17 protein-coding genes are annotated in these 18,558 nt (G+C 66.8%); 3 read left to right on the top strand and 14 right to left on the bottom strand.

Going from position 1 to position 18,558, the window contains the following annotated elements:
* Positions 1-57 precede the first annotated feature (57 nt).
* The 8 genes from ACOXXX_RS07960 to ACOXXX_RS07995 form a co-directional block, all read right to left on the bottom strand.
* Positions 58-1,290: a mandelate racemase/muconate lactonizing enzyme family protein gene (locus ACOXXX_RS07960; RefSeq protein ID WP_422826031.1), complete on the bottom strand. Its 1,233-nt coding sequence runs from the start codon at positions 1,288-1,290 to the stop codon at positions 58-60.
* A gap of 28 nt (positions 1,291-1,318) precedes the next feature.
* Positions 1,319-2,398, bottom strand: a complete 1,080-nt coding sequence (locus ACOXXX_RS07965; RefSeq protein WP_422826032.1) for a Zn-dependent alcohol dehydrogenase — start codon at positions 2,396-2,398, stop codon at positions 1,319-1,321.
* A 94-nt stretch (positions 2,399-2,492) separates the two neighbouring features.
* Positions 2,493-3,695, bottom strand: a complete 1,203-nt coding sequence (locus tag ACOXXX_RS07970) for a TCR/Tet family MFS transporter (RefSeq protein WP_422826033.1) — start codon at positions 3,693-3,695, stop codon at positions 2,493-2,495.
* 9 nt (positions 3,696-3,704) lie between these two features.
* Positions 3,705-5,030: a lyase family protein gene (locus ACOXXX_RS07975; protein ID WP_422826034.1), complete on the bottom strand. Its 1,326-nt coding sequence runs from the start codon at positions 5,028-5,030 to the stop codon at positions 3,705-3,707.
* The gene (locus ACOXXX_RS07980) at positions 5,027-5,737 is read right to left on the bottom strand and encodes an alpha/beta fold hydrolase (RefSeq protein ID WP_422826035.1); all 711 of its coding nucleotides are present in this window, start codon (positions 5,735-5,737) and stop codon (positions 5,027-5,029) included. The genes ACOXXX_RS07975 and ACOXXX_RS07980 overlap by 4 nt, the downstream gene beginning before the upstream one ends.
* Before the next feature lie 42 nt (positions 5,738-5,779).
* Positions 5,780-6,571, bottom strand: a complete 792-nt coding sequence (gene pcaD, locus ACOXXX_RS07985) for a 3-oxoadipate enol-lactonase (RefSeq protein WP_422826036.1) — start codon at positions 6,569-6,571, stop codon at positions 5,780-5,782.
* Between the two features lie 99 nt (positions 6,572-6,670).
* The gene (locus tag ACOXXX_RS07990; protein WP_422826037.1) at positions 6,671-8,005 is read right to left on the bottom strand and encodes an ATP-binding protein; all 1,335 of its coding nucleotides are present in this window, start codon (positions 8,003-8,005) and stop codon (positions 6,671-6,673) included.
* Positions 8,002-8,673: a winged helix-turn-helix domain-containing protein gene (locus ACOXXX_RS07995; RefSeq protein WP_422826038.1), complete on the bottom strand. Its 672-nt coding sequence runs from the start codon at positions 8,671-8,673 to the stop codon at positions 8,002-8,004. The genes ACOXXX_RS07990 and ACOXXX_RS07995 overlap by 4 nt, the downstream gene beginning before the upstream one ends.
* A 160-nt stretch (positions 8,674-8,833) precedes the next feature.
* Here ACOXXX_RS07995 and ACOXXX_RS08000 point away from each other — a divergent pair, with 160 nt between their 5' ends.
* Positions 8,834-9,952 (top strand): Do family serine endopeptidase, encoded by a 1,119-nt coding sequence (locus ACOXXX_RS08000; protein WP_422826039.1) that lies wholly within the window; start codon positions 8,834-8,836, stop codon positions 9,950-9,952.
* 241 nt (positions 9,953-10,193) lie between these two features.
* Here the strand turns inward: ACOXXX_RS08000 and ACOXXX_RS08005 are convergent, their stop codons facing one another.
* The 5 genes from ACOXXX_RS08005 to bhcA form a co-directional block, all read right to left on the bottom strand.
* Positions 10,194-11,168 (bottom strand): type I glyceraldehyde-3-phosphate dehydrogenase, encoded by a 975-nt coding sequence (locus ACOXXX_RS08005; protein ID WP_422826040.1) that lies wholly within the window; start codon positions 11,166-11,168, stop codon positions 10,194-10,196.
* 15 nt (positions 11,169-11,183) lie between these two features.
* Positions 11,184-12,152: an iminosuccinate reductase BhcD gene (bhcD, locus tag ACOXXX_RS08010; RefSeq protein WP_422826041.1), complete on the bottom strand. Its 969-nt coding sequence runs from the start codon at positions 12,150-12,152 to the stop codon at positions 11,184-11,186.
* Between the two features lie 104 nt (positions 12,153-12,256).
* The gene (bhcC, locus tag ACOXXX_RS08015) at positions 12,257-13,420 is read right to left on the bottom strand and encodes a 3-hydroxy-D-aspartate aldolase BhcC (RefSeq protein ID WP_422826042.1); all 1,164 of its coding nucleotides are present in this window, start codon (positions 13,418-13,420) and stop codon (positions 12,257-12,259) included.
* Positions 13,421-13,465: 45 nt separating this feature from the next.
* Complete coding sequence (bhcB, locus tag ACOXXX_RS08020) at positions 13,466-14,437, bottom strand: beta-hydroxyaspartate dehydratase BhcB (protein ID WP_422826043.1); 972 nt, start codon at positions 14,435-14,437, stop codon at positions 13,466-13,468.
* 5 nt (positions 14,438-14,442) lie between these two features.
* Positions 14,443-15,633 (bottom strand): L-aspartate--glyoxylate aminotransferase BhcA, encoded by a 1,191-nt coding sequence (gene bhcA, locus ACOXXX_RS08025; protein WP_422826044.1) that lies wholly within the window; start codon positions 15,631-15,633, stop codon positions 14,443-14,445.
* 170 nt (positions 15,634-15,803) lie between these two features.
* On the opposite strand from bhcA, the gene bhcR reads away from it, so the two are divergent.
* A complete protein-coding gene (bhcR, locus tag ACOXXX_RS08030) occupies positions 15,804-16,640 on the top strand; it encodes an HTH-type transcriptional regulator BhcR (RefSeq protein WP_422826045.1) in 837 nt (278 codons plus the stop codon).
* Between the two features lie 26 nt (positions 16,641-16,666).
* Here the strand turns inward: bhcR and metF are convergent, their stop codons facing one another.
* Positions 16,667-17,533 (bottom strand): methylenetetrahydrofolate reductase [NAD(P)H], encoded by an 867-nt coding sequence (gene metF, locus ACOXXX_RS08035; protein WP_422826046.1) that lies wholly within the window; start codon positions 17,531-17,533, stop codon positions 16,667-16,669.
* 97 nt (positions 17,534-17,630) lie between these two features.
* Between metF and ACOXXX_RS08040 the strand changes: the two genes are divergently transcribed.
* Entirely contained in the window at positions 17,631-18,536 is a 906-nt protein-coding gene (locus tag ACOXXX_RS08040) for a LysR family transcriptional regulator (protein ID WP_422826047.1), read from the top strand.
* The last annotated feature ends 22 nt before the right edge of the window (positions 18,537-18,558 follow it).

Consider the following 18,558-nt stretch of genomic DNA (forward strand, 5'->3'; position numbering starts at 1 on the left):
GGTCACGGGCGCGGGTCCTCTGCGGATACGCCATAGTGGCGGCGCAGGGGATCAAGATCAAGGGTCCTGCGGTGGCGCGCCCCCGGCAAAGCTGTTGCCGTTCCGATAGTCGCACGGCGCCTCCTGCATCTCCAGATGCAGGCCGGTTCCGGTGTAGGGATGGGCACGGGCCAGCGCCTCGTCCACCTCGATGCCCAGGCCGGGCGCCTGCGGTGGCAGGATGAAGCCGTCCTCGATCCGGATGCCGTTGCGGATCAGGGCGCTGTGGAACGGCGTCTCGATGGTTTCGGCCAGCAGCAGGTTCGGGATCGACGTCGCGAACTGCACATTTGCGGCCCATTCAACGGGGCCTGCGTAAAGATGCGGCGCCATCTGGGCGTTGTAGACCTCGGCCATGGCGGCGATTTTCTTCGCCTCCCAGATGCCGCCGACACGCCCCAGCGCAGGCTGCAGGATGCTTGCGGCGCCTTCTCGCAGGATGGGCGCGAATTCGGCCTTGGTGGTCAGCCGTTCGCCGGTGGCGACGGGCACCGGCTGGGCGGCCGCGACCTTTGCCATCTGCGCCACCGAGTCGGGTGGCACGGGCTCCTCGAACCACAAGGGCTGATAGGGGGCGATGGCCTGGCCCAGCCGGATCGCGCCCGAGGTGGTGAACTGCCCGTGCGTGCCAAAAAGCAGATCGGCCTTGGTGCCGACCGCCTCGCGAATGGCGCGGCAGAAGGCGACCGAGGTGTCGATATCCGTCATCGCCGGGCTGTGCCCGCCGCGCATCGTGTAGGGGCCAGCCGGGTCGAACTTCACCGCCGTGTAGCCGCGCGCCACCAGATCCAGCGCGGACTCGGCTGCCATGTCGGCGCTGGTCCAGAACTCGGACATTTTGTGCCGGGGCAGGGGGTAGAGGTAGGAATAGGCGCGGATCCGCTCGTTCATCATCCCGCCCAGCAGCGCCCAGACCGGCCGGTCGCGGGCCTTGCCAAGGATGTCCCAGCAGGCGATCTCGAGCCCCGAAAACGCGCCCATGACGGTCAGATCGGGCCGCTGGGTGAAGCCCGCCGAATAGGCGCGACGGAACATCCGCTCGATATTCTCGGGGCTCTCGCCCTCCATGTGCCGGGCAAAAACATCCGTGATCACCGCCTTCATCGCTTCCGGCCCCACCGAGGCGGCGTAACATTCACCCCAGCCGGTGATGCCGCTGTCGGTGGTCAGCTTCACAAGGATCCAGTAGCGCCCGCCCCAGCCCGGGGCTGGCGGCGCCGTGACGATGATGTCGAGGTCTTGCAGTTTCATCGCGGCAGCTCCTTGAGGACGAGGCGGATCAGAACAGGATCACGTTGCGCTTGGCCCCGCCGGACTTGGTGTCGGCGATGGCCTCGTTGATCTGGTCCAGCGTCCAGCGCCCCGACACCAGCTCATCGAGCTTGAGCCGCCCCTGACGGTAGAGGTCCGCCATCCACGGGATGTCGCGGCGGATCACCACGTCGCCCATCTTGGACCCGGTCATGCCCTGCGCCATGTAGGCCAGCACCACCGGTTCGTATTCCGCCATCGCGCCGGAATGCGGCATGCCGACCATGACCATGCGCCCGCCCCAGCCCAGATAGCGCGGCGCGTCGTTATAGGCGGGCACCGCGCCCACGGTCACGATCACCGCATCCGCGCCGCGCCCCATCGCCTTGAGCGCCTGCCGCCACGGGGCTTTTCCACTGCCCAGCACGCCGTCCGTAGCGCCGAAGTCGCGGGCAATTTCCAGCTTTTCCTCGGACATGTCGACGGCGACGATGCGCCGGGCCCCGGCGATGCGCGCGCCCTGGATGGCGTTGAGCCCGACACCGCCCGCGCCGATCACCACCACATCCTCGCCCGCGCGCAGTTTGGCGGCATTCACCACCGCGCCGATGCCGGTGATCACCCCGCAGGCCATCAGCGCCACGGATTCCGCCGGCATGTCGTCGGGCAGTGGCACGACCTGGCTTTGATCGACGACCACCCGTTGGGCAAAGGCGCCGCAGTTCATCGCCTGCACCACCGGCGTGCCGTCGGACCGCCGGAGCGGCGACGGTGCGGGGTTGGGCGTGTCGCAGATCGTGGGCCTGCCGCTGGCGCAGTTGCGGCAGGTGCCGCAGGCGCGGATCAGGGTCACAACCACGCGGTTGCCCGGCATTACCCCGGTCACGCCGTCGCCGACGGCGGTGATCCGCCCCGCAGCCTCGTGGCCGAAGACCGCCGGAAGGTCGCCGCCCCAGGCGCCTTCGGCGAAATGGATGTCGGAATGGCAGATCGCCACCGCCTCGAGCGTCACCTCGACCTCGCCCGCTTCGGGCGCGCGCAGCTCCAGCGTTTCGATCTCGAGGGGCGCGTTATGGGTGGTGCAGACGGCAGCTTTGATCGCGGGCATGGGACCTCTTTTCGCAGTGGTTCCTGGCAAGGTGCGCCGCCGGGCGGGCAGGCTCAAGTGCGAAAGCGACCCGGGATGTCGGTTTGACCGCGGGTTACGCAGGGGCGGGCCGGTCGCGGCGCAGAAACACCGCCAGCGCCACGGCAATAAGTGCCGTGGACAGCAGGAAGGGCGCGCCGGGGAAAGAGAGCGTGGCCCCGGGATGGGTCGCGGCGGCAAAGACGCTCGTCATCAGCATCGGCGACACGATCATCGCCACGGCGCTGACCGAGGTCATGACGCCCTGCAACTCGCCCTGCCGGTCGTCGGGCACCGCCTGGCTCAGGATACCCTGCAGCGCGGGGGTGATCACCGCCCCCAGCGCCGCCAGCGGCGTCAGGATCAGCGCCAGCGTGCCCGAGGTGACAAAGGCCAGCGCGGTAAAGGCGAAAAGGTCGAAAACCAGCCCGTAGATCACCGTGCCGCGTTCGCCCAGCCTGCGCAGGATGCGGCGGATCAGCCAGCCCTGCACGATGGCCATCATGATCCCGAAAAGTGCCAGCGACAGGCCGATCATGCCGGGATCCCAGCCGAACCGCGCCTCGCCGAAATAGGCCCAGACCGCCGGATAGACGAAGAACGCCACCTGGTAGAGGAAATAGATCAGCAGCCCGCGCCCGATCCCGGGCAGAAGGTTCAGCGCCCGGAACGCCGCCAGCGGATTGGCGCGCCGCCAGTCAAAGCGGCGGCGGATCCGGTCGGTCACGGTTTCCGTCAGCACGACATAGCCCAGCACGCCGTTGGCCGCCGCCAGGGCCGCAGCCGCGTAGAACGGCGCACGGGTGCCGAATTCGCCCAAAGCGCCACCAATCAGCGGCCCGATGACAAAGCCAAGGCCGAAGGCCGCGCCAATCAGGCCGAAGTTCTGCGCCTTTTCCCCGGGTTTCGAGATATCGGCCATGTAGGCGGTCGCGGTGCTTTGCGTGGCGGCGGTGATCCCACCCACCACACGCCCGGCCAGCAGCAGCCAGATGCTGCCCGCGACCGCCATCACCAGGTAATCGGCAGCCATCACCGCCAGGGTGATCAGCAGCACCGGGCGGCGGCCGTAGCGATCTGACAGGTTGCCGACCAGCGGTCCGAAAAGAAACTGCATCACCGCAAAGACCGTGGTCAGCACCCCGCCCCAAAGCGCCGCATTGGCAAGCGGGCCGCCCGTGACCTCTTGAATGAGCGCGGGCATGACCGGGATGATCAGGCCCAAGCCCATGGCGTCGATCATCACCGTGATCAGGATGAAGACCACCGACAGCGGCATCACGTCGGCCTAGACCTGTCGGCAGGCGGCGGCAAAGGCGCGCGCCTCTGCGGGCGCGGTGCCAAGCTGGCGGGCCGGATCGAAGAGCCCGGGGTCGATGTCGGGCCATTGCGCCAGCGCCGCATCGCGCAGGTGCCCGCCGTCGGCGATGACCTGCTGGCAAAGCGTTTTGACCGCCGCCTGCGCGTCGGGCCGCGACATACGCCCGGTCAGCGCGAAGGACAGCGCCTCGGCGGCCAGCAGCCCCTGCGCGCTGTCCAGCGTGGCGCGCATCGCCTCGGTGTCAGGGGCCAGCGTTTCGGCCAAGCGCTGCGCGTGGATCAGGGCCGAGGCGAGCGAAAGGCACAGCGGTGGCAGCGTCATCCATTCGGTGAACCACCCCGCCCCGTCGCGTTGCTGACGGTGCAGCGCCGTGCCCTGCAGCGTGGCGTTGAGCCCGACCGCCTGCCGCGCCAGCGCCACCAGCACCGACGGCGCCACCGGGTTCTGCTTTTGCGGCATGGTCGACGACCCGCCCGCCGCATCGAGCCGCAGTTCGGCGATGCCGGACTGTGTGGCCAGCAGCAGATCCTCACCCATCTTGCCCAGCGCCGTGCAGGCGCGCGTCACCACCGCCGCGATGCGCAGGACCGGCGTGCGGTCGCTGTGCCAGGACCGGCCCGGATCCTGCAGGTTGAGTGCGGCGGCAAGCTCTGCCCGCAGGGCGGCGGGGTCGGGGCCCAGCTCGGTCGCCGTGCCTGCCGCACCCGAAAGCGACACCGGCAGCCCGTCGGCCTGCAGCGTGCGCAGATCCTGCAAGGCCGCCAGCAGCGGCTGACCCCAGCCGGCCACCGCCGCGCCAAAGCTGGTGGGGGTGGCGTGCTGGCCGTAGGTGCGCGCGGCCATGGGCGTGTCGGCATGTCTGTCCGCCAGCTGACCCAGCGCCTTCACGGTCGCGGTCATCCCCTGGTCGTAGATCGCCAGCATCTGCCGCAGCCGCAGCATGAGCGCGCTGTCGATGATGTCCTGGCTGGTGGCGCCCCAATGGATGTACTGGGCGTGTTCCGGCGCCTGCATGAGCTGCCGGAACGCGGCGACGAGCGCGGGCACGCTGACACCGTTCCGGCCCGTCGCGTCCGCCAGACCGGCGGGGTCAATCTGCAGTTCGAGCGAGGCGCGGTGGATCGCGGCGGCGCTGATCTCGGGGATAATTGCCGCGGCACCTTGCGCCTTTGCCAGTGCGCCTTCGACCAGCAGCATGGCGCGAACCTCGGCGGTGTCGGAAAAAAGCCGCGCAGCCTCGCCCGTGGGCAGGAGTTTGGCATAAAGCGCGCTGTCGAAAAGCGATGCGGTCATGGGGTTGCCAGTGCGTCTATGGTCCGGGCGAGCCCTGCGGGGTCGGACAGGAACGGCGAATGCGAGGTCTGCATATGCACGACCGTGTCAGGGTCGAAATCGGCGGCCATGGTGGCCTGGAATTCCGGCGGCACGGCGCCATCCTCGGTGCAGCGGATATAGCTGCGCGGGACGCTGGCGTAGTTGGCGCCCAGAGTGATCTTGGTGGCCTGAGGCAGAATCGCCTGGGGACAAAGGCGATCCAGCGCATATTGAACCGCGTCGTCGGGGCAATCGTGATAGAACACTTCCCTGGCGTGCTCGGGCCGGATGGAAAAGCTGAGTCCGTCGGCGGATTTTTCGAGTGCCTTGAGGATCGGCTGGCGCGGCGCGCGCAGGCGCATGTCGACAAGGCTGTGATCGGGCCAGGGCACATAGGCGCATAGATAGATCAGCCGTGCGATCCGCGACGGATCGAGATCGGCGGCGCGGCTGATCGGGTAGCCGGCCATGGAATGGCCGACGACCAACGTGGGCCTTGTGAGCGCGTCCAGGATCGCGCGGGCGTAGAGGTCGAGAGTCACGTCCCCGAGCGGCGTGGGGTCCTCCCCATGCGACGGCAGGTCGATGGCGCGCACGTGGTGGCCAAGGTCGGTCAGCGGGCCAAGGACATCGCGCCAGCACCAGGCGCCGTGGCAGGATCCGTGGACCAGCAGGATGTCAGCCATGGTGCCCCCGCTCCTCCGCCCGGATGGGCGTCCTCGCGCGGATCACGCCCCAAGGCCTTGCCGGGTCAGGAAGTCCGACAGGATGCGGGCGTATTCCTCGGGCCGTTCGACACAGGGCAGGTGTCCCGCGCCCCGGATCACCTGAAACTCCGATCCCGGCACCAGCGCCGTGGTCTCGCGCACCAGATCGGGCGGGGTGGAGCCATCCTCGGACCCGGCGATGCCCAGCGTGGGCAGGCGCAGCGCCGACGTGGTGGTCATGAAATCGGTTCCCGCGATGGCCGCGCCGCAGCCGGTCCAGCCATCCGCCGGGCAGCGCAGGAACATGTTGCGCCAGGCGTGGAATTCGTCCGTCTCGTGGAAGGGTTTGGAAAACCAGCGCTGCATCGTCGGGTCCACCACCGCGGCCAGCCCGCCCGCGTTCACCGCGTCGATCCGGTCCTGCCACATCTCGCGGGTGCCGATCTTGGCGCCGGTGTTCGACAGCACCATCGCCCGCACCAGATCAAGGCGCTTGGCCGCCAGCCCCTGCGCGATCATTCCACCGATGGAAAGGCCCACGAAAACAGCGCCTTGCACGCCCAGATGCTCCATCAGCTTTTCCACATCCGTCACCAGCGCGCCCATGCCGTAGGGCGGCGGCGGCGCGTCCGACAGGCCGTGCCCGCGCTTGTCGTAGCGGATGTATTTCAGCCCCTTCGGCAGTAGCGGCAGGACCTTGTCCCAAAGCCGCAGATCGGTGCCCAGCGAATTGCCGAACACCACCGGCGCGCCCGCGGGGTTGCCGTCGATGCGGTAGTTCAGTCGAATGCCGTCGAGGGCTGCAATCTGCATGGTCATCTCCGTTCGCGTCGCTTGCCCCCGATGTAGCGCGGATCGCCGGGAAAGGGAACGCTTGGGGCGGGGTTGCGCAGGGGCCTTTGGCCCTGTCGCTCAGAACCGCAGGCTGACCTTCAGCCCTGGCGCGTTGTCCTCCAGCGTGAGCGTCGCGTCATGGACCGAGGCCACGACCTCGACCAGGCTCAGCCCCAGGCCGCTGCCGGGGGTGGTGCGGCTGTGATCCAGCCGGTAAAGCCGCTGCAGCACCAGCCCGCGCTCGGCCTCGGGGATGCCGGGGCCGGTGTCGGCGACCCAAAGTCGCGGGTGCGCGCCACCAGACGCGCCCACCGTGATCACCGTACCCGGGGGCGTGTGGCGCAGCGCGTTTTCGATCAGGTTGGCCAGCACCTGGCCCAGCAGCGACCGGTCGCCCGGCACCGCGATCGCGTCGCCCTTTTCCGGCAGGTCGAGCCGCAGCCGATGGCCGCTTTCCACCGCGGCCGGTTCATAGACCTCGTGAAACGTGCGGCAAAGATCGCGCAGATCGACAGGTACGAACCGCGACTTCGGCGTGCCCGATTCCACCTGCGCGATCTGCAGCAGCGCGTGAAAGACCGCGACGATGCGGTCCAGCTCGGCCCGCGCCTCGGCCACCTTGTCCTGGCCCTGGGCATCCACCGCGTGCCGGTTGGCCAGGTCGTCCAGATGCAGCGCCACGCGCTGGATCGGGGTTTTCAGATCATGCGCGATGTCCGACGACACCTGCCGCAGGGTTTCCACCGACGCCTCTTGCGCGCGGGCCATCTGGTCGATCTTGCGGGCGATCTGCGCCAGATCCGCGCCCCAGCCCGGCGTGTCACCGATCCGCGCCGAAAGCGTGCCGCTGGTCAGCCGGTCCAGATCGCGACCGATCACGGCGACCTGCCGGGCGCTGCGGCGCGCGAAGTAAAGCCCGCCCGATATCGCGATCAGCACCGTGGGCAGAAGGCTGAGCGCGAGGATGTTCAGGAACACGCCGCGCAGCGCGTCGATTTCGGCCCGCGACCGCGCGATGGTCAGCTGCCCGCCGTAAAGCTGCGTGGTCAGCGCCAGGTAGCGCCCTGGCAGACCCGCGCGGTCGGCCCCCAGCGACACGATGTGATAGCCTTCGTCATCGCGGGCGATGAAGGCGTTGCCGTAATGCTGACGGTTGGCGGCGTAATAGCTCAGCACCAGGCGGTTGGGATCGGTTTCCGCTGCCTCCGCCTCGACCAGCTGCGCGAGCGCCGCGCCGCTGGGGGCGGCGCGAAAACCGGTCATGTCCTGGCGCAGGTCGTCTCGGATCGTCTGTTCGAACGACCGCTGCGTCACGATATAGCTTGCCGCAAGGCTCAGCAGGCTGACCACGGAAAACAGCAGCACCAGCCCCAGCGCCAGCCGCAGGGGCGTGGATTGCGCCAGCCTGCTCATCCGTCGATCCGGTAACCGGCCCCGCGCACGGTCTTGATGAGTTCGGTGTCGAACGGCTTGTCGACCTTGGCGCGCAGACGGCTGATATGCGTTTCGACCACGTTCGTCATCGGATCGAACGAGATGTCCCAGACCGATTCCAGCAGCATGGTGCGGGTCTGCACCCGGCCCTTGCGGCGCAGCAGATGTTCGAGGATGGCGAATTCGCGCGGCAGCAGATCGATGTCCCGGCCCGCGCGGGTGACCTTGCGGGTGATCAGGTTCATCTCGAGATCGCCCGCCCGGAGCACGGTTTCCTGCTCCAGCGCCTGCGGCCGACGGGCCAGCGCATTGACCCGCGCCGACAGCTCGCCAAAGGCGAAAGGCTTGGTCAGGTAGTCGTCGCCGCCCGCGTTCAGCCCGTCGATCCGGTCATCCACGCTGCCCAGCGAGGTCAGGAACAGCACCGGCGTCAGGTTCCCCGCCGCGCGCAGCGTCTTGACCAGAGTCATGCCGTCCACCTCGGGCAGCATCCGGTCGACCACCATCACGTCATAGCCGCCCGCCGTCGCCTGCACCAGCGCCGCGCGCCCGTCGGTCAGTAGATCGACGGTGTGGCCTTCTTCGCGCAGGCCGCGGGCGATGTAGCTGCCGGTGGTGCTGTCGTCTTCGACAATGAGAAGTTTCATGAGCGGGCGGACCTGATGCGAACGGAACCCGCGGAATATGGTGGTTTTTCAGCGCGCTGTGAACCTGTGTTGAAATTGAATTTTTGTATAGGCGCCGCCACGCCATTGTGAGGATGGGGGCACAGATTGGCCGCATCGAAACACCACTCACGGAGCAACAATGACCCTTACAGGTACAAAATCCCGCGTGACCTCGCTGGCGCTGGCCGCCGCACTGGCCACCACATCGGCCGTGGCCATCGCCCCCACGACCGCGCTGGCCGTGCCGCAGGGCGGCTACGCCGATCTGGTCGACCAGGTGTCGCCCAGCGTTGTCTTCATCGAAGTCACCGCCAAGGCGTCGCCTGCGAACTTTGAAGGCCAGATGCCGAAGGGCATCCCAGAAGAACTGCGCAAGCGGTTCGAGGACATGATGCCCGAAGGCGGCCAGGGCGGCGACCGTGCGCGTCAGGGCCTCGGCTCGGGCTTCATCATCTCCGAAGACGGGCTGATCGTGACCAACGCGCATGTGGTCGACGGCGCCGAAACCGTGACCGTCAAGCTGTCGGACGACCGCAGCTTCGAGGCCGAGGTGCTGGGCACCGACCGGCTGACCGACCTCGCGGTGATCAAGGTTGACGCCGGCGAGGCGCTGCCCGCGGTGAAATTCGGCTCGTCCGAAACCATGCGCGTCGGTGACGAGGTCATGGCCGTCGGCAACCCCTTCGGCCTTGGCGGCACCGTCACCAGCGGCATCATCTCGGCCAAGTCGCGCAACATCAACTCGGGTCCCTACGACGATTTCATCCAGACCGATGCCGCGATCAACCGGGGCAATTCGGGCGGGCCGCTCTTCAACAACGACGGCGAAGTCATTGGCGTGAATACGGCAATCTTCTCGCCCGGCGGGGGATCCGTGGGGATCGGCTTTGCCGTGCCGTCGGATCTGGTGCAGGATGTCGTGGCCGATCTGAGCGATGACGGAGAGATCACCCGCGGCTGGCTTGGCGTGCAGATCAAGCCGATGTCGGACGAAATCGCCGACGTGCTGGGCTATGACACCCCGCGTGGCGCGGTGGTGGAAATGGTGCAGCCCGACAGCCCGGCGCAGAGCGCAGGGCTTGAGAAAGGCGACATCATCCTCAGCTTCAACGGCATCGAAATCGGTGATCTGCGCGATCTGACCCGCGCCGTGGCCGATACCGACCCCGATGCCAACGCCGATGTCGTGATCTGGCGCAAGGGCGAAGAGGTGACCAAATCCGTCACCGTCGGCACGCTGGATCAGCAGGACGCCTGATCGCAAGCGCACCCAAACAAACACATTTCCCCGGCTGTGGTCCCCCCACCCGGGGGATCGTCCCGGCAACGGGATGCGGCGGTCCGGTGGCGGGAGACACCGGGCCGCCTTTTTTGCGTCCCGTGGCTGACCTGGAGCGTGATGCGATCGGCCTGAAACGGCCTCGATTCCGCGCTGGGTACGTGGCTCGAACGTCCACTTCAGACCGCTCGCGCGCTTTTCAACCTTTCTGCATCCCGCTCTACCGCGCCGCCATGCGCCGCGCCATGTCGATCATGCGCGCCGAAAAGCCGTATTCGTTGTCGTACCAGCCAAAGATCCGCACCTGGCGGCCGGTCACGATGGTTTCCGGCAGGGCAATGACCAGCGAGTCCGGCCTCCCGCGCAGATCCGTCGAAACGCAGGGGTCCTCGGTATAGCCCAAAACATCACTTTCCTCGGCCAGCGTCTTGAGATGGCGCGAAAAATCGCCCTCGGGCAGGATGTCGAGCTGCAACGTCACGTCGATGGCCGACACGCTGATCACCGGCACCCGCACCGCCGCGCCGGTGACGCGGCCCGCGATCTCGGGCAACACAAGGTCGATGAGATGCGTGGCGCTGGTGGTCGTGGGCACCATCGACACGGCACCCGCCCGGCTGCGCGCAAACGGCCCGCGCGGCGCGTCGACCATCGGCTGGCTGCCGGTGTAACAATGCACGGTCGTCATGTGTCCGCGCACCACCCCGAACCGGTCGTGCAGCGCCCGCAAGAGCGGCGCCAGCGCGTTGGTTGTGCACGAGGCGTTCGAGACGATCTGCGCATCCTCAAGCCGGTGATCGTTGGCGCCCAGAACGATGGTGCGCGGCGCCTCGTCACAGGGGCCCGAGATCAGCACGTTGGACGCCCCCGCCGCCAGCCCGCGCGCCGCATGGGCGCGGCTTTGGATCGTGCCGGTGCAGTCCATCAGCACGTCGATGTCCCACAGATCAAGGTCCGCCAGGTCGCGGCCCGCGCCGAACGGGATGGTGCGGTCGTCGATCCGCAGCGCCGCTTCGGTGGCGGTGACGCGTCCCGGGTAGGGGCCGAACACGCTGTCGTACTGAAACAGATAGGCGCAGGTGTCGCGCGGCGCGATGTCGTTGATCAGCGCCACCTCGATATCCGGGTGATGCTGCAGAATCTGGCGCAGCACGGTCCGCCCGATCCGCCCGAACCCGTTGATCGCGATGCGCATATGCCTGATCCCGCGTTAGAAATCGACCTCGATGGCGGTGCCCGCCGCGCGCGCAAGCTCTACCACTTTCGCGGCGGTGGCAAGGTCCTGCAGACCGACACCCGTGCCATCGAACAGCGTGATGTCCTCGGTGCTTGTCCGTCCCGGATGGGTGCCGTTGATCACCGCGCCGATCTCAGCGATGTCCGAGGGCTGAATCAGCCCTTGCGAGACGGCATGCTGCGCCTCCCCGATCGAGGTGCTTTGCGCCACCTCGTCGGTGAAGATCTTTGCGCGGGCCAGCAGCGCCGGGTCGACCTCCTGCTTGCCCTTGGTATCGGTGCCCATGCAGGCGATATGGGTGCCCGGGGTCACATGCGCGTCCAGCAGCGTGGCATCGAAGCTCGAGGTGATCGAGATGATCACATCCGCGTCCCGGCCCAGGGTCGACAAATCGACCGCTTCGAAGGGCAGGCCCAGTCCAGCCGCGCAATCGGCGAGGCGCGACAGCATCTCGGGGTGGTAGTTCCAGCCGATGACCCTGGTGAAATCGCGGTGCTTGACCGCCGCCTGCATCTGGAACACCGACTGGTGGCCCGCGCCGATCATGCCCAGAACCGCGCTGTCGGGCCGCGCCAGATGCTTGATCGACACGGACGAGGCGGCGGCGGTGCGCAAAGCCGTCAGCAGGTTGCCCCCCACCATCGCCGACACCTTGCCGGTGTCGGGATCGAAAAGGAAAACGGTGGACTGGTGGTTGATCAGCCCACGCTTTTCCAGGTTGTGCGGCCAGTAGCCCCCGGCCTTGAGCCCGAGCGAGCCGCCCGCGCGGTCGAACCCTCCCTTGAAGCCGTAAAGCGCATCCTCGTGGCCGATCGCTTCGCGTACGACGGGGAAGTTATAGGCATCTTTCGCGGCCATGGCCGCAAAGACGGACTCGACCGCGTCAAAGGCGGCGTCGGGCGTGATGAGGTCTGCGATGGCGGATTCGGGGACGATGAACATGTGAGTCCTTTCAGGGGATCGCGCTGTGGCCTTGATGCCTGCGGCATACGAGAGACGCTGTCTCTCGTGCTCTCTGGAGGTATTTTGCCAAGAAGAAGGGGCGGTCAGTAGGCCTTGCCGCGGGCCGAGACGGGCCAGAGCGTTTCGACCTTGCCGCCCCGAACGCCGACGTACCAGTCGTGCACGTTGCAGGTCGGGTCGCAATGGCCGGGCACCAGCCGCAGCCTGTCGTTGACCTTGAGCACACCGCCGGGGTCGGCGACGACGCCGTGTTCGTCCGAACATTTGACGTAACTGACGTCGTCGCGGCCAAAGATCACCGGCAGGCCGGAATCCACCGACTGCGCCTTGAGGCCCGCGTCGACGATGGCCTTGTCGGGCTTGGCATGGCTCATGACGCTGGTCAGGATGAACAGCGCGTTTTCCCATTCGCCATTGTCGATCCGGTTGCCGTTCTGATCGAGGATGCGGCCGTAATCGGCATCCATGAAGGCGTATGAGCCGCACTGCAGCTCGTTGAAGACGCCCGAGGCGCTTTCGAAGTAGTAGGAGCCGGTGCCGCCGCCCCCGACGATGTCGGATTCGATGCCTTCGGCCCTGAGCATCTCCAGCGTTTCGGCCACCTGCCCGATGGCGATGTCGGTCTTGGCCTTGCGGTCCGCGTAGCTGTCAAGGTGCTGCATCGCGCCCTGGTAGGCTTGAATCCCTGCGTATTTCAGCCCGGGTGCCGCGTCGATGGCGCGTGCCAGATCCACGACCGGCTGGCCGTACTGTACGCCGCAGCGGCCCGCGCCCACGTCGATTTCCACCAGGCATTCGATCTGCGTGCCATGCTTTTGCGCCGCGGCAGACAGATCCGCCACGTTGTCGATGTCGTCGACGCAGCAGAGGGTGCGCGCGCCGAGGTTCGGCATCCGCGCCAGCCGGTCGATCTTGGCCGGGTCGCGGACCTGGTTCGACACCAGCACATCCTTGATGCCGCCGCGGGCAAAGACTTCGGCCTCGGACACCTTCTGGCAGCAGACGCCGACCGATCCGCCCAGCCGTTCCTGCAAGAGCGCGACATCGACGGATTTGTGCATCTTGCCGTGCACGCGGTGGCGCATGCCGTGGGATCTGGCGAAATCGCCCATCTTGACGATGTTGCGCTCCAGCGCGTCGAGGTCGAGCACAAGGCAGGGCGTCTGGACATCGGCCGCGTCCATGCCGGGGACGGCTGGCACGTCAAAGCCCACCTCGAGGTCGGAAAAATCGGGGGTGTCTTTCATGGTCTCATCTCCCGTTGAGATCGGTGAAGGCGCGCGCGGCGCGGGTCAGGTCAGCCAGGGCAGGCGGTCGAGGTCGACATTGCCGCCGGTGATGATGACGCCCACGCGTTTGCCGCGGAAGGGTTCGGGGTTCTTCAGAATAACCGCCAGCGGCACCGCGCAGCTGGGTTCGATCACGATCTTCATCCGCGCCCAGGTCAGTTTCATCGCGTCGATGATCTCTTGCTCGGAGGCGGTGAGGATATCCGTGACATGGCGGTTGACGAAGGCCCAGGTGTTGTCCTTGAGCGGCACCTTGAGCCCGTCAGCCACGGTCTCGGGCGCGTCGTCGGCGATGATGTGCCCGGCCTTGAATGACCGCGCGGCGTCATCGGCCTGTTCGGGTTCGGCGGCGTAGATTTCGACATCCGGCGCGAGGGTCGAGAGGGTCAGACAGGTGCCCGAGATCATGCCGCCGCCGCCGATGGGCGCGACCACGGCGTCAAGGCCGTGACCATGTTCGGCCTCGATCTGCTCCATCAGCTCCTTCGAACAGGTGCCCTGGCCCGCGATCACGCGCGGGTCGTTGTAGGGGTGCACGAATTCGGCGCCGGTCTCCTCCTGCACCCTGGCAAAGGTCTCCTCCCGGCTGGAGGTCGAAGGGTCGCATTCGGTGATGATGCCACCGTAGCCGCGCACGGCATCCTTTTTCGCCTGCGGAGCGGTGCGGGGCATGACCACATGGCAGGGGATGCCGCGTCGGCCGGCCGCGTAGCTCAGCGACAGGGCGTGATTGCCGGAACTGTGGGTGGCGACGCCGCGGGCGGCCTCTGCGTCGCTCAGCCCGAAGACGGCGTTCGAGGCGCCGCGGACCTTGAAGGCCCCGGCCTTCTGGAAGTTCTCGCATTTGAAGAAAAGCTCTGCACCCGTCAGGTTGTTCATGAAGCGCGAGGTCAGCACCGGGGTGCGGTGGATGTGCGGCTTGATCCGTTCATGCGCGGCCAGCATGTCGGCATAGGTGGGAAGGATGTCCGCCATGTCCTTCACGCCGCCGCCTCTGCCGTGGCAGGCGCGCCGTGGCGATAGACCGCCTGCGCCGCGCCCACGCCCACGCCCAGCGTGATCGGCAGGCCCAGGTCCACCATGACCATTTCGGCGGTGGCGATGCCCGACAGCGCCATTGCGTCGGTGAGCAGTCCCAGATGCCCGATGCGGAAGACCTTGCCCGCCACATCGCCCAGCCCGGTGCCGAAGGCCATGCCGTAGTCCTGCGCCGCGTGCTCCACGATGGCCGAGGCGTTGAAGCCTTCGGGTGTGCGGATCGCCGTCACGGTGTCGGAATAAAGATCGGGCGACACCGCGCATGGCGAGAAGCCCCAGGCCTGTACCGCGGCGCGCACCCCGTCGGCGATGCGGGTGTGGCGGGCAAAGACGGCGTCCAGCCTTTCGTCCAGCAGCATTTCGGTGGCAAGCTTCAGCCCGTTCAGCAACCCGACGGCGGGGGTGTAGGGATAGGCATTGGCGGCATAGCCCTTGCGCATGTCATCGATGCTCCAGAACGTGCGGGGCAGGCTGGCGGTCTTGCTGGCGGCGACGGCTTTTTCCGAAAAGGCCACGATGGCAAGCCCGGCGGGCAGCATGAACCCCTTCTGGCTGCCGGTCACCGCCACGTCCACGCCCCAGTCGTCGAAACGGAAGTCCATCGACCCGATGGAGCTCACCCCATCCACCAGCAAAAGCGCGCCGTGGCCCGCCGCATCCATGGCGCGGCGCAGGCCCGCCACGTCCGACACCACGCCGGTGGCGGTCTCGTTATGCGTCGCCAGCACGGCCTTGATCCGGCCTTCGGTGTCGGCGCGCAGGATCTCTTCGAACCGGGCGACGGGAAGACCTTCGCCCCACGGCACATCGACCTGGGTCACGTCGAGCCCGAAGCGCTGGCACATGTCGATCCATTTGTGGCTGAACATGCCGTTGCGCGCGGCCAGAACGCCGTCACCGGGGTTCAGCGTGTTGGACAGCGCCGCCTCCCACCCGCCGGTGCCCGAGGCGGGAAAGATGAACAGCTCGGCCGCGGTGGTTTTGAGCACCTGTTTGCAGCCGTCGATTGCGGGGTGCAGGATCGTCGCGAAAAGCGGCGACCGGTGGTCGATCGTCGGCATGTCGCAGGCCTTGCGGATGGCTTCGGGGATGTTGGTCGGGCCGGGGATGAAAACCGGGTTCTGCATGCTCATGACACGGGTCCTTTCAGGGCGATGGAGCAAGATTACGGGCTGCCGGTTTTACGGGCAATTTTTTTGAAATTGTTTTTCATTTGGCGAAGGCTGCGGGAAAATGAATTGTATCAAGGGCTTGAATTTTTCATAATGCGGAAAATCATTTCGAAAAAATTAGGGGACGCAACATGACAGACAGCAAGGCCGTCGAAACGCAGGCCCGCGGGCGCGGGCGGCCCCGGGCCTGGCACGACAAGTCGGACCAGAACACGATCAAGTCGCTCGACCGCGCCATGGCGGTGCTGGAGCGGCTGAGCGAGATGAGCGGCGCCACCCTGTCAGAGCTTTCGGACGATCTGGACCAGGCGCCCGCCAGCGTCTACCGCGTGCTCTATACGCTCGAGGCGCGCGGCATCGTCGATTTCGACCCCGGTGCGCAGACTTGGCACATTGGTGCAGGGGCCTTCCTGATCGGATCGCGGTTTCTGCGCCGGACCTCTCTGGTCGACCGCGCGCGGCCCGTGCTGCGCAGGCTGATGCAGGCCACAGGCGAGACTGCGAACCTTGGCATCGCGCAGGACGGGCTGGTGCTGTTCCTGAGCCAGGTGGAAACCCAGGCGACGATCCGCGCCTTCTTTGCCCCCGGCACCATGTCGCCAATGCATGCCAGCGGCATCGGCAAGGCGCTTCTGGCGCAGATGGGGGCGGGGCAGGTGGCCGGGATCGTGGAGCGGCACGGCCTGGCGCGGTTCACCGACCATACGCTGACCGACCCCGATGCGCTGCTGGCCGATCTGGCGCAGGTGCGGGCGCGTGGCTATGCCATCGACATGGAGGAAAAGAACATCGGCATGCGCTGCATCGCCTCGCCGATCTTCGACGTGCATGGCGAAGCGGTGGCCGGCATCTCCGTCTCGGGCCCGGCCAGCCGCATTCCGGACGCGGCGATCGAAAAGATGGGGTCGGACGTGATCGATGCCGCGCATGAGGTCACGCGCGGCATCGGGGGACGGTCCATCGGCTGATCCGGGGCGGTGCCCCGGGTTGTGGTTCAGGCGACGTTTTCCAACTTGACCTCGGGCGTGACACCCAGGGCAAAGCAGACATCGCGGGTCAGTTCGGGACGGTTCAGCGTGTAGAAATGCAGCTTGTCCACGCCGCCTTCGATCAGATCGCTGCACAGTTCGGTGCAGACGGCGGTGGCCAGCAGGTCCTGCCGGTTGTCGCGGGTCGCGGTTTCGAACGCGTCGATCACCCAGGCGGGGATCTTGGTGCCGCAGTTTTCGGCAAAGCGGCGCGCGCCCTTCCAGTTCTCGATCGGGAAGATGCCCGGCACGATCGGCTTGTCGATCCCGGCCTTCACGCAGGCGTCGCGGAAGCGGAAGAACGTCTCGGCCTCGAAGAAGAACTGCGTGAGCGCCTCGTCCGCACCGGCATCCAGCTTGCGCTTGAGGAATTCGATATCCGCCGCCTGATCGCGCGCCTCGGGGTGCACGTCGGGATAGGCGCCGACGCGGATGGTGAAATCACCGGCCTCCTTCAGCCCTTCGATCAGCTCGACCGAGGATCCAAAGCCCTCAGGATGGGGGACAAAGCCGTCGGCACCCTTGGGCGGATCACCGCGCAGCGCCACGATGTCGGTCACACCGGCTGCGGCGAAATCGCGGGCGATCTGGAGCGTTTCCTCCCGCGTGGCCTCGACGCAGGTCAGATGCGCGGCGGTGCGCAGGCCGGAATGCTTGTGCAGCGTCGCCACCACGTCGCGGGTCAGGTCGCGGGTGGTGCCGCCGGCACCGTAGGTCACGGACACAAAACGCGGGTTCAGCGGCGACAGCACCTGCACGGTGTCCCACAGCCGAAAGGTGGCTTCGATGTTCTTGGGCGGGAAGAATTCGAAAGAGATTTCGGGACGGATCATTTTGCCAAACCTTGTGTTGGAGTTGTCCTCTTGTCGCACGCGCAGCATTGTGAGACAAACTCATAAATCTCATCAACAACATGAGGCGAACGCCGAAGTGCATATCGAGTTCCGGCATCTGCGCACGATCAAGGCGATCCACCAGGCGGGCGGGCTGGCGCGTGCGGCGGATCAGCTCAACATCACGCAAAGCGCATTGTCCCATCAGATCAAGGGGCTAGAGGATCAGGCGGGCGTCGAGCTTTTCGTGCGCCGGTCCAAGCCGATGAAACTGTCGCCCGCGGGCCAGCGCCTGCTGCGGCTGGCCGAACAGGTGTTGCCGCAGGTCGAGGCGCTGCAGGACGAATTTTCCGGCCTGCGCGCGGGTTCGTCCGGCCGCATGCACATCGCCATCGAATGCCACGCCTGTTTCGAATGGCTGTTCCCGGTACTGGAATCCTTCCGCAAGAACTGGCCCGATGTCGATGTCGACATCCGCCCGGGCCTGGCCTTCGACGCGCTGCCCGCCCTCCTGAAGGAAGAGGTCGACCTCGTGGTGTCGTCCGACCCCGAAGAGATTGCGGGCGTCACCTTTACCGAGCTTTTCGACTACAATCCGGTCTTCGTCGCGTCCTCCCAGCACCCGCTGACCGACAAGCCGTATGTGGAGGCCGAGGATTTTCGCGGCCAGACCCTGATCACCTACCCGGTGGACCGCTCGCGCCTCGATGTCTTTTCGCAGCTTCTGACCAAGGCCAAGGTCGAACCGGCGGCGATCCGGCAGGTCGAACTGACGGCGGTGATCCTGCTGCTGGTGGCCAGCAACCGCGGCGTTGCGGTTCTGCCCGATTGGGTGGTGCGCGAGGTGAAGTACAATTCCGACTACGTGACCCGCCCCCTGACCAGGGACGGCATCACCCGGCGGCTTTACGCCGCCACCCGCAGCGACGACGTGGAAAAGAAATACGTGCAGGATCTGATCCGCTTCGCCCGGGACGAGGCGGTCAAGCTGCAGTCCGTCTGAAGGGACCCCGCCGCAGCGCGCG

Origin of the sequence: Thalassococcus sp. BH17M4-6 (assembly GCF_049323015.1) — a bacterium.
Taxonomy (GTDB): domain Bacteria; phylum Pseudomonadota; class Alphaproteobacteria; order Rhodobacterales; family Rhodobacteraceae; genus Puniceibacterium.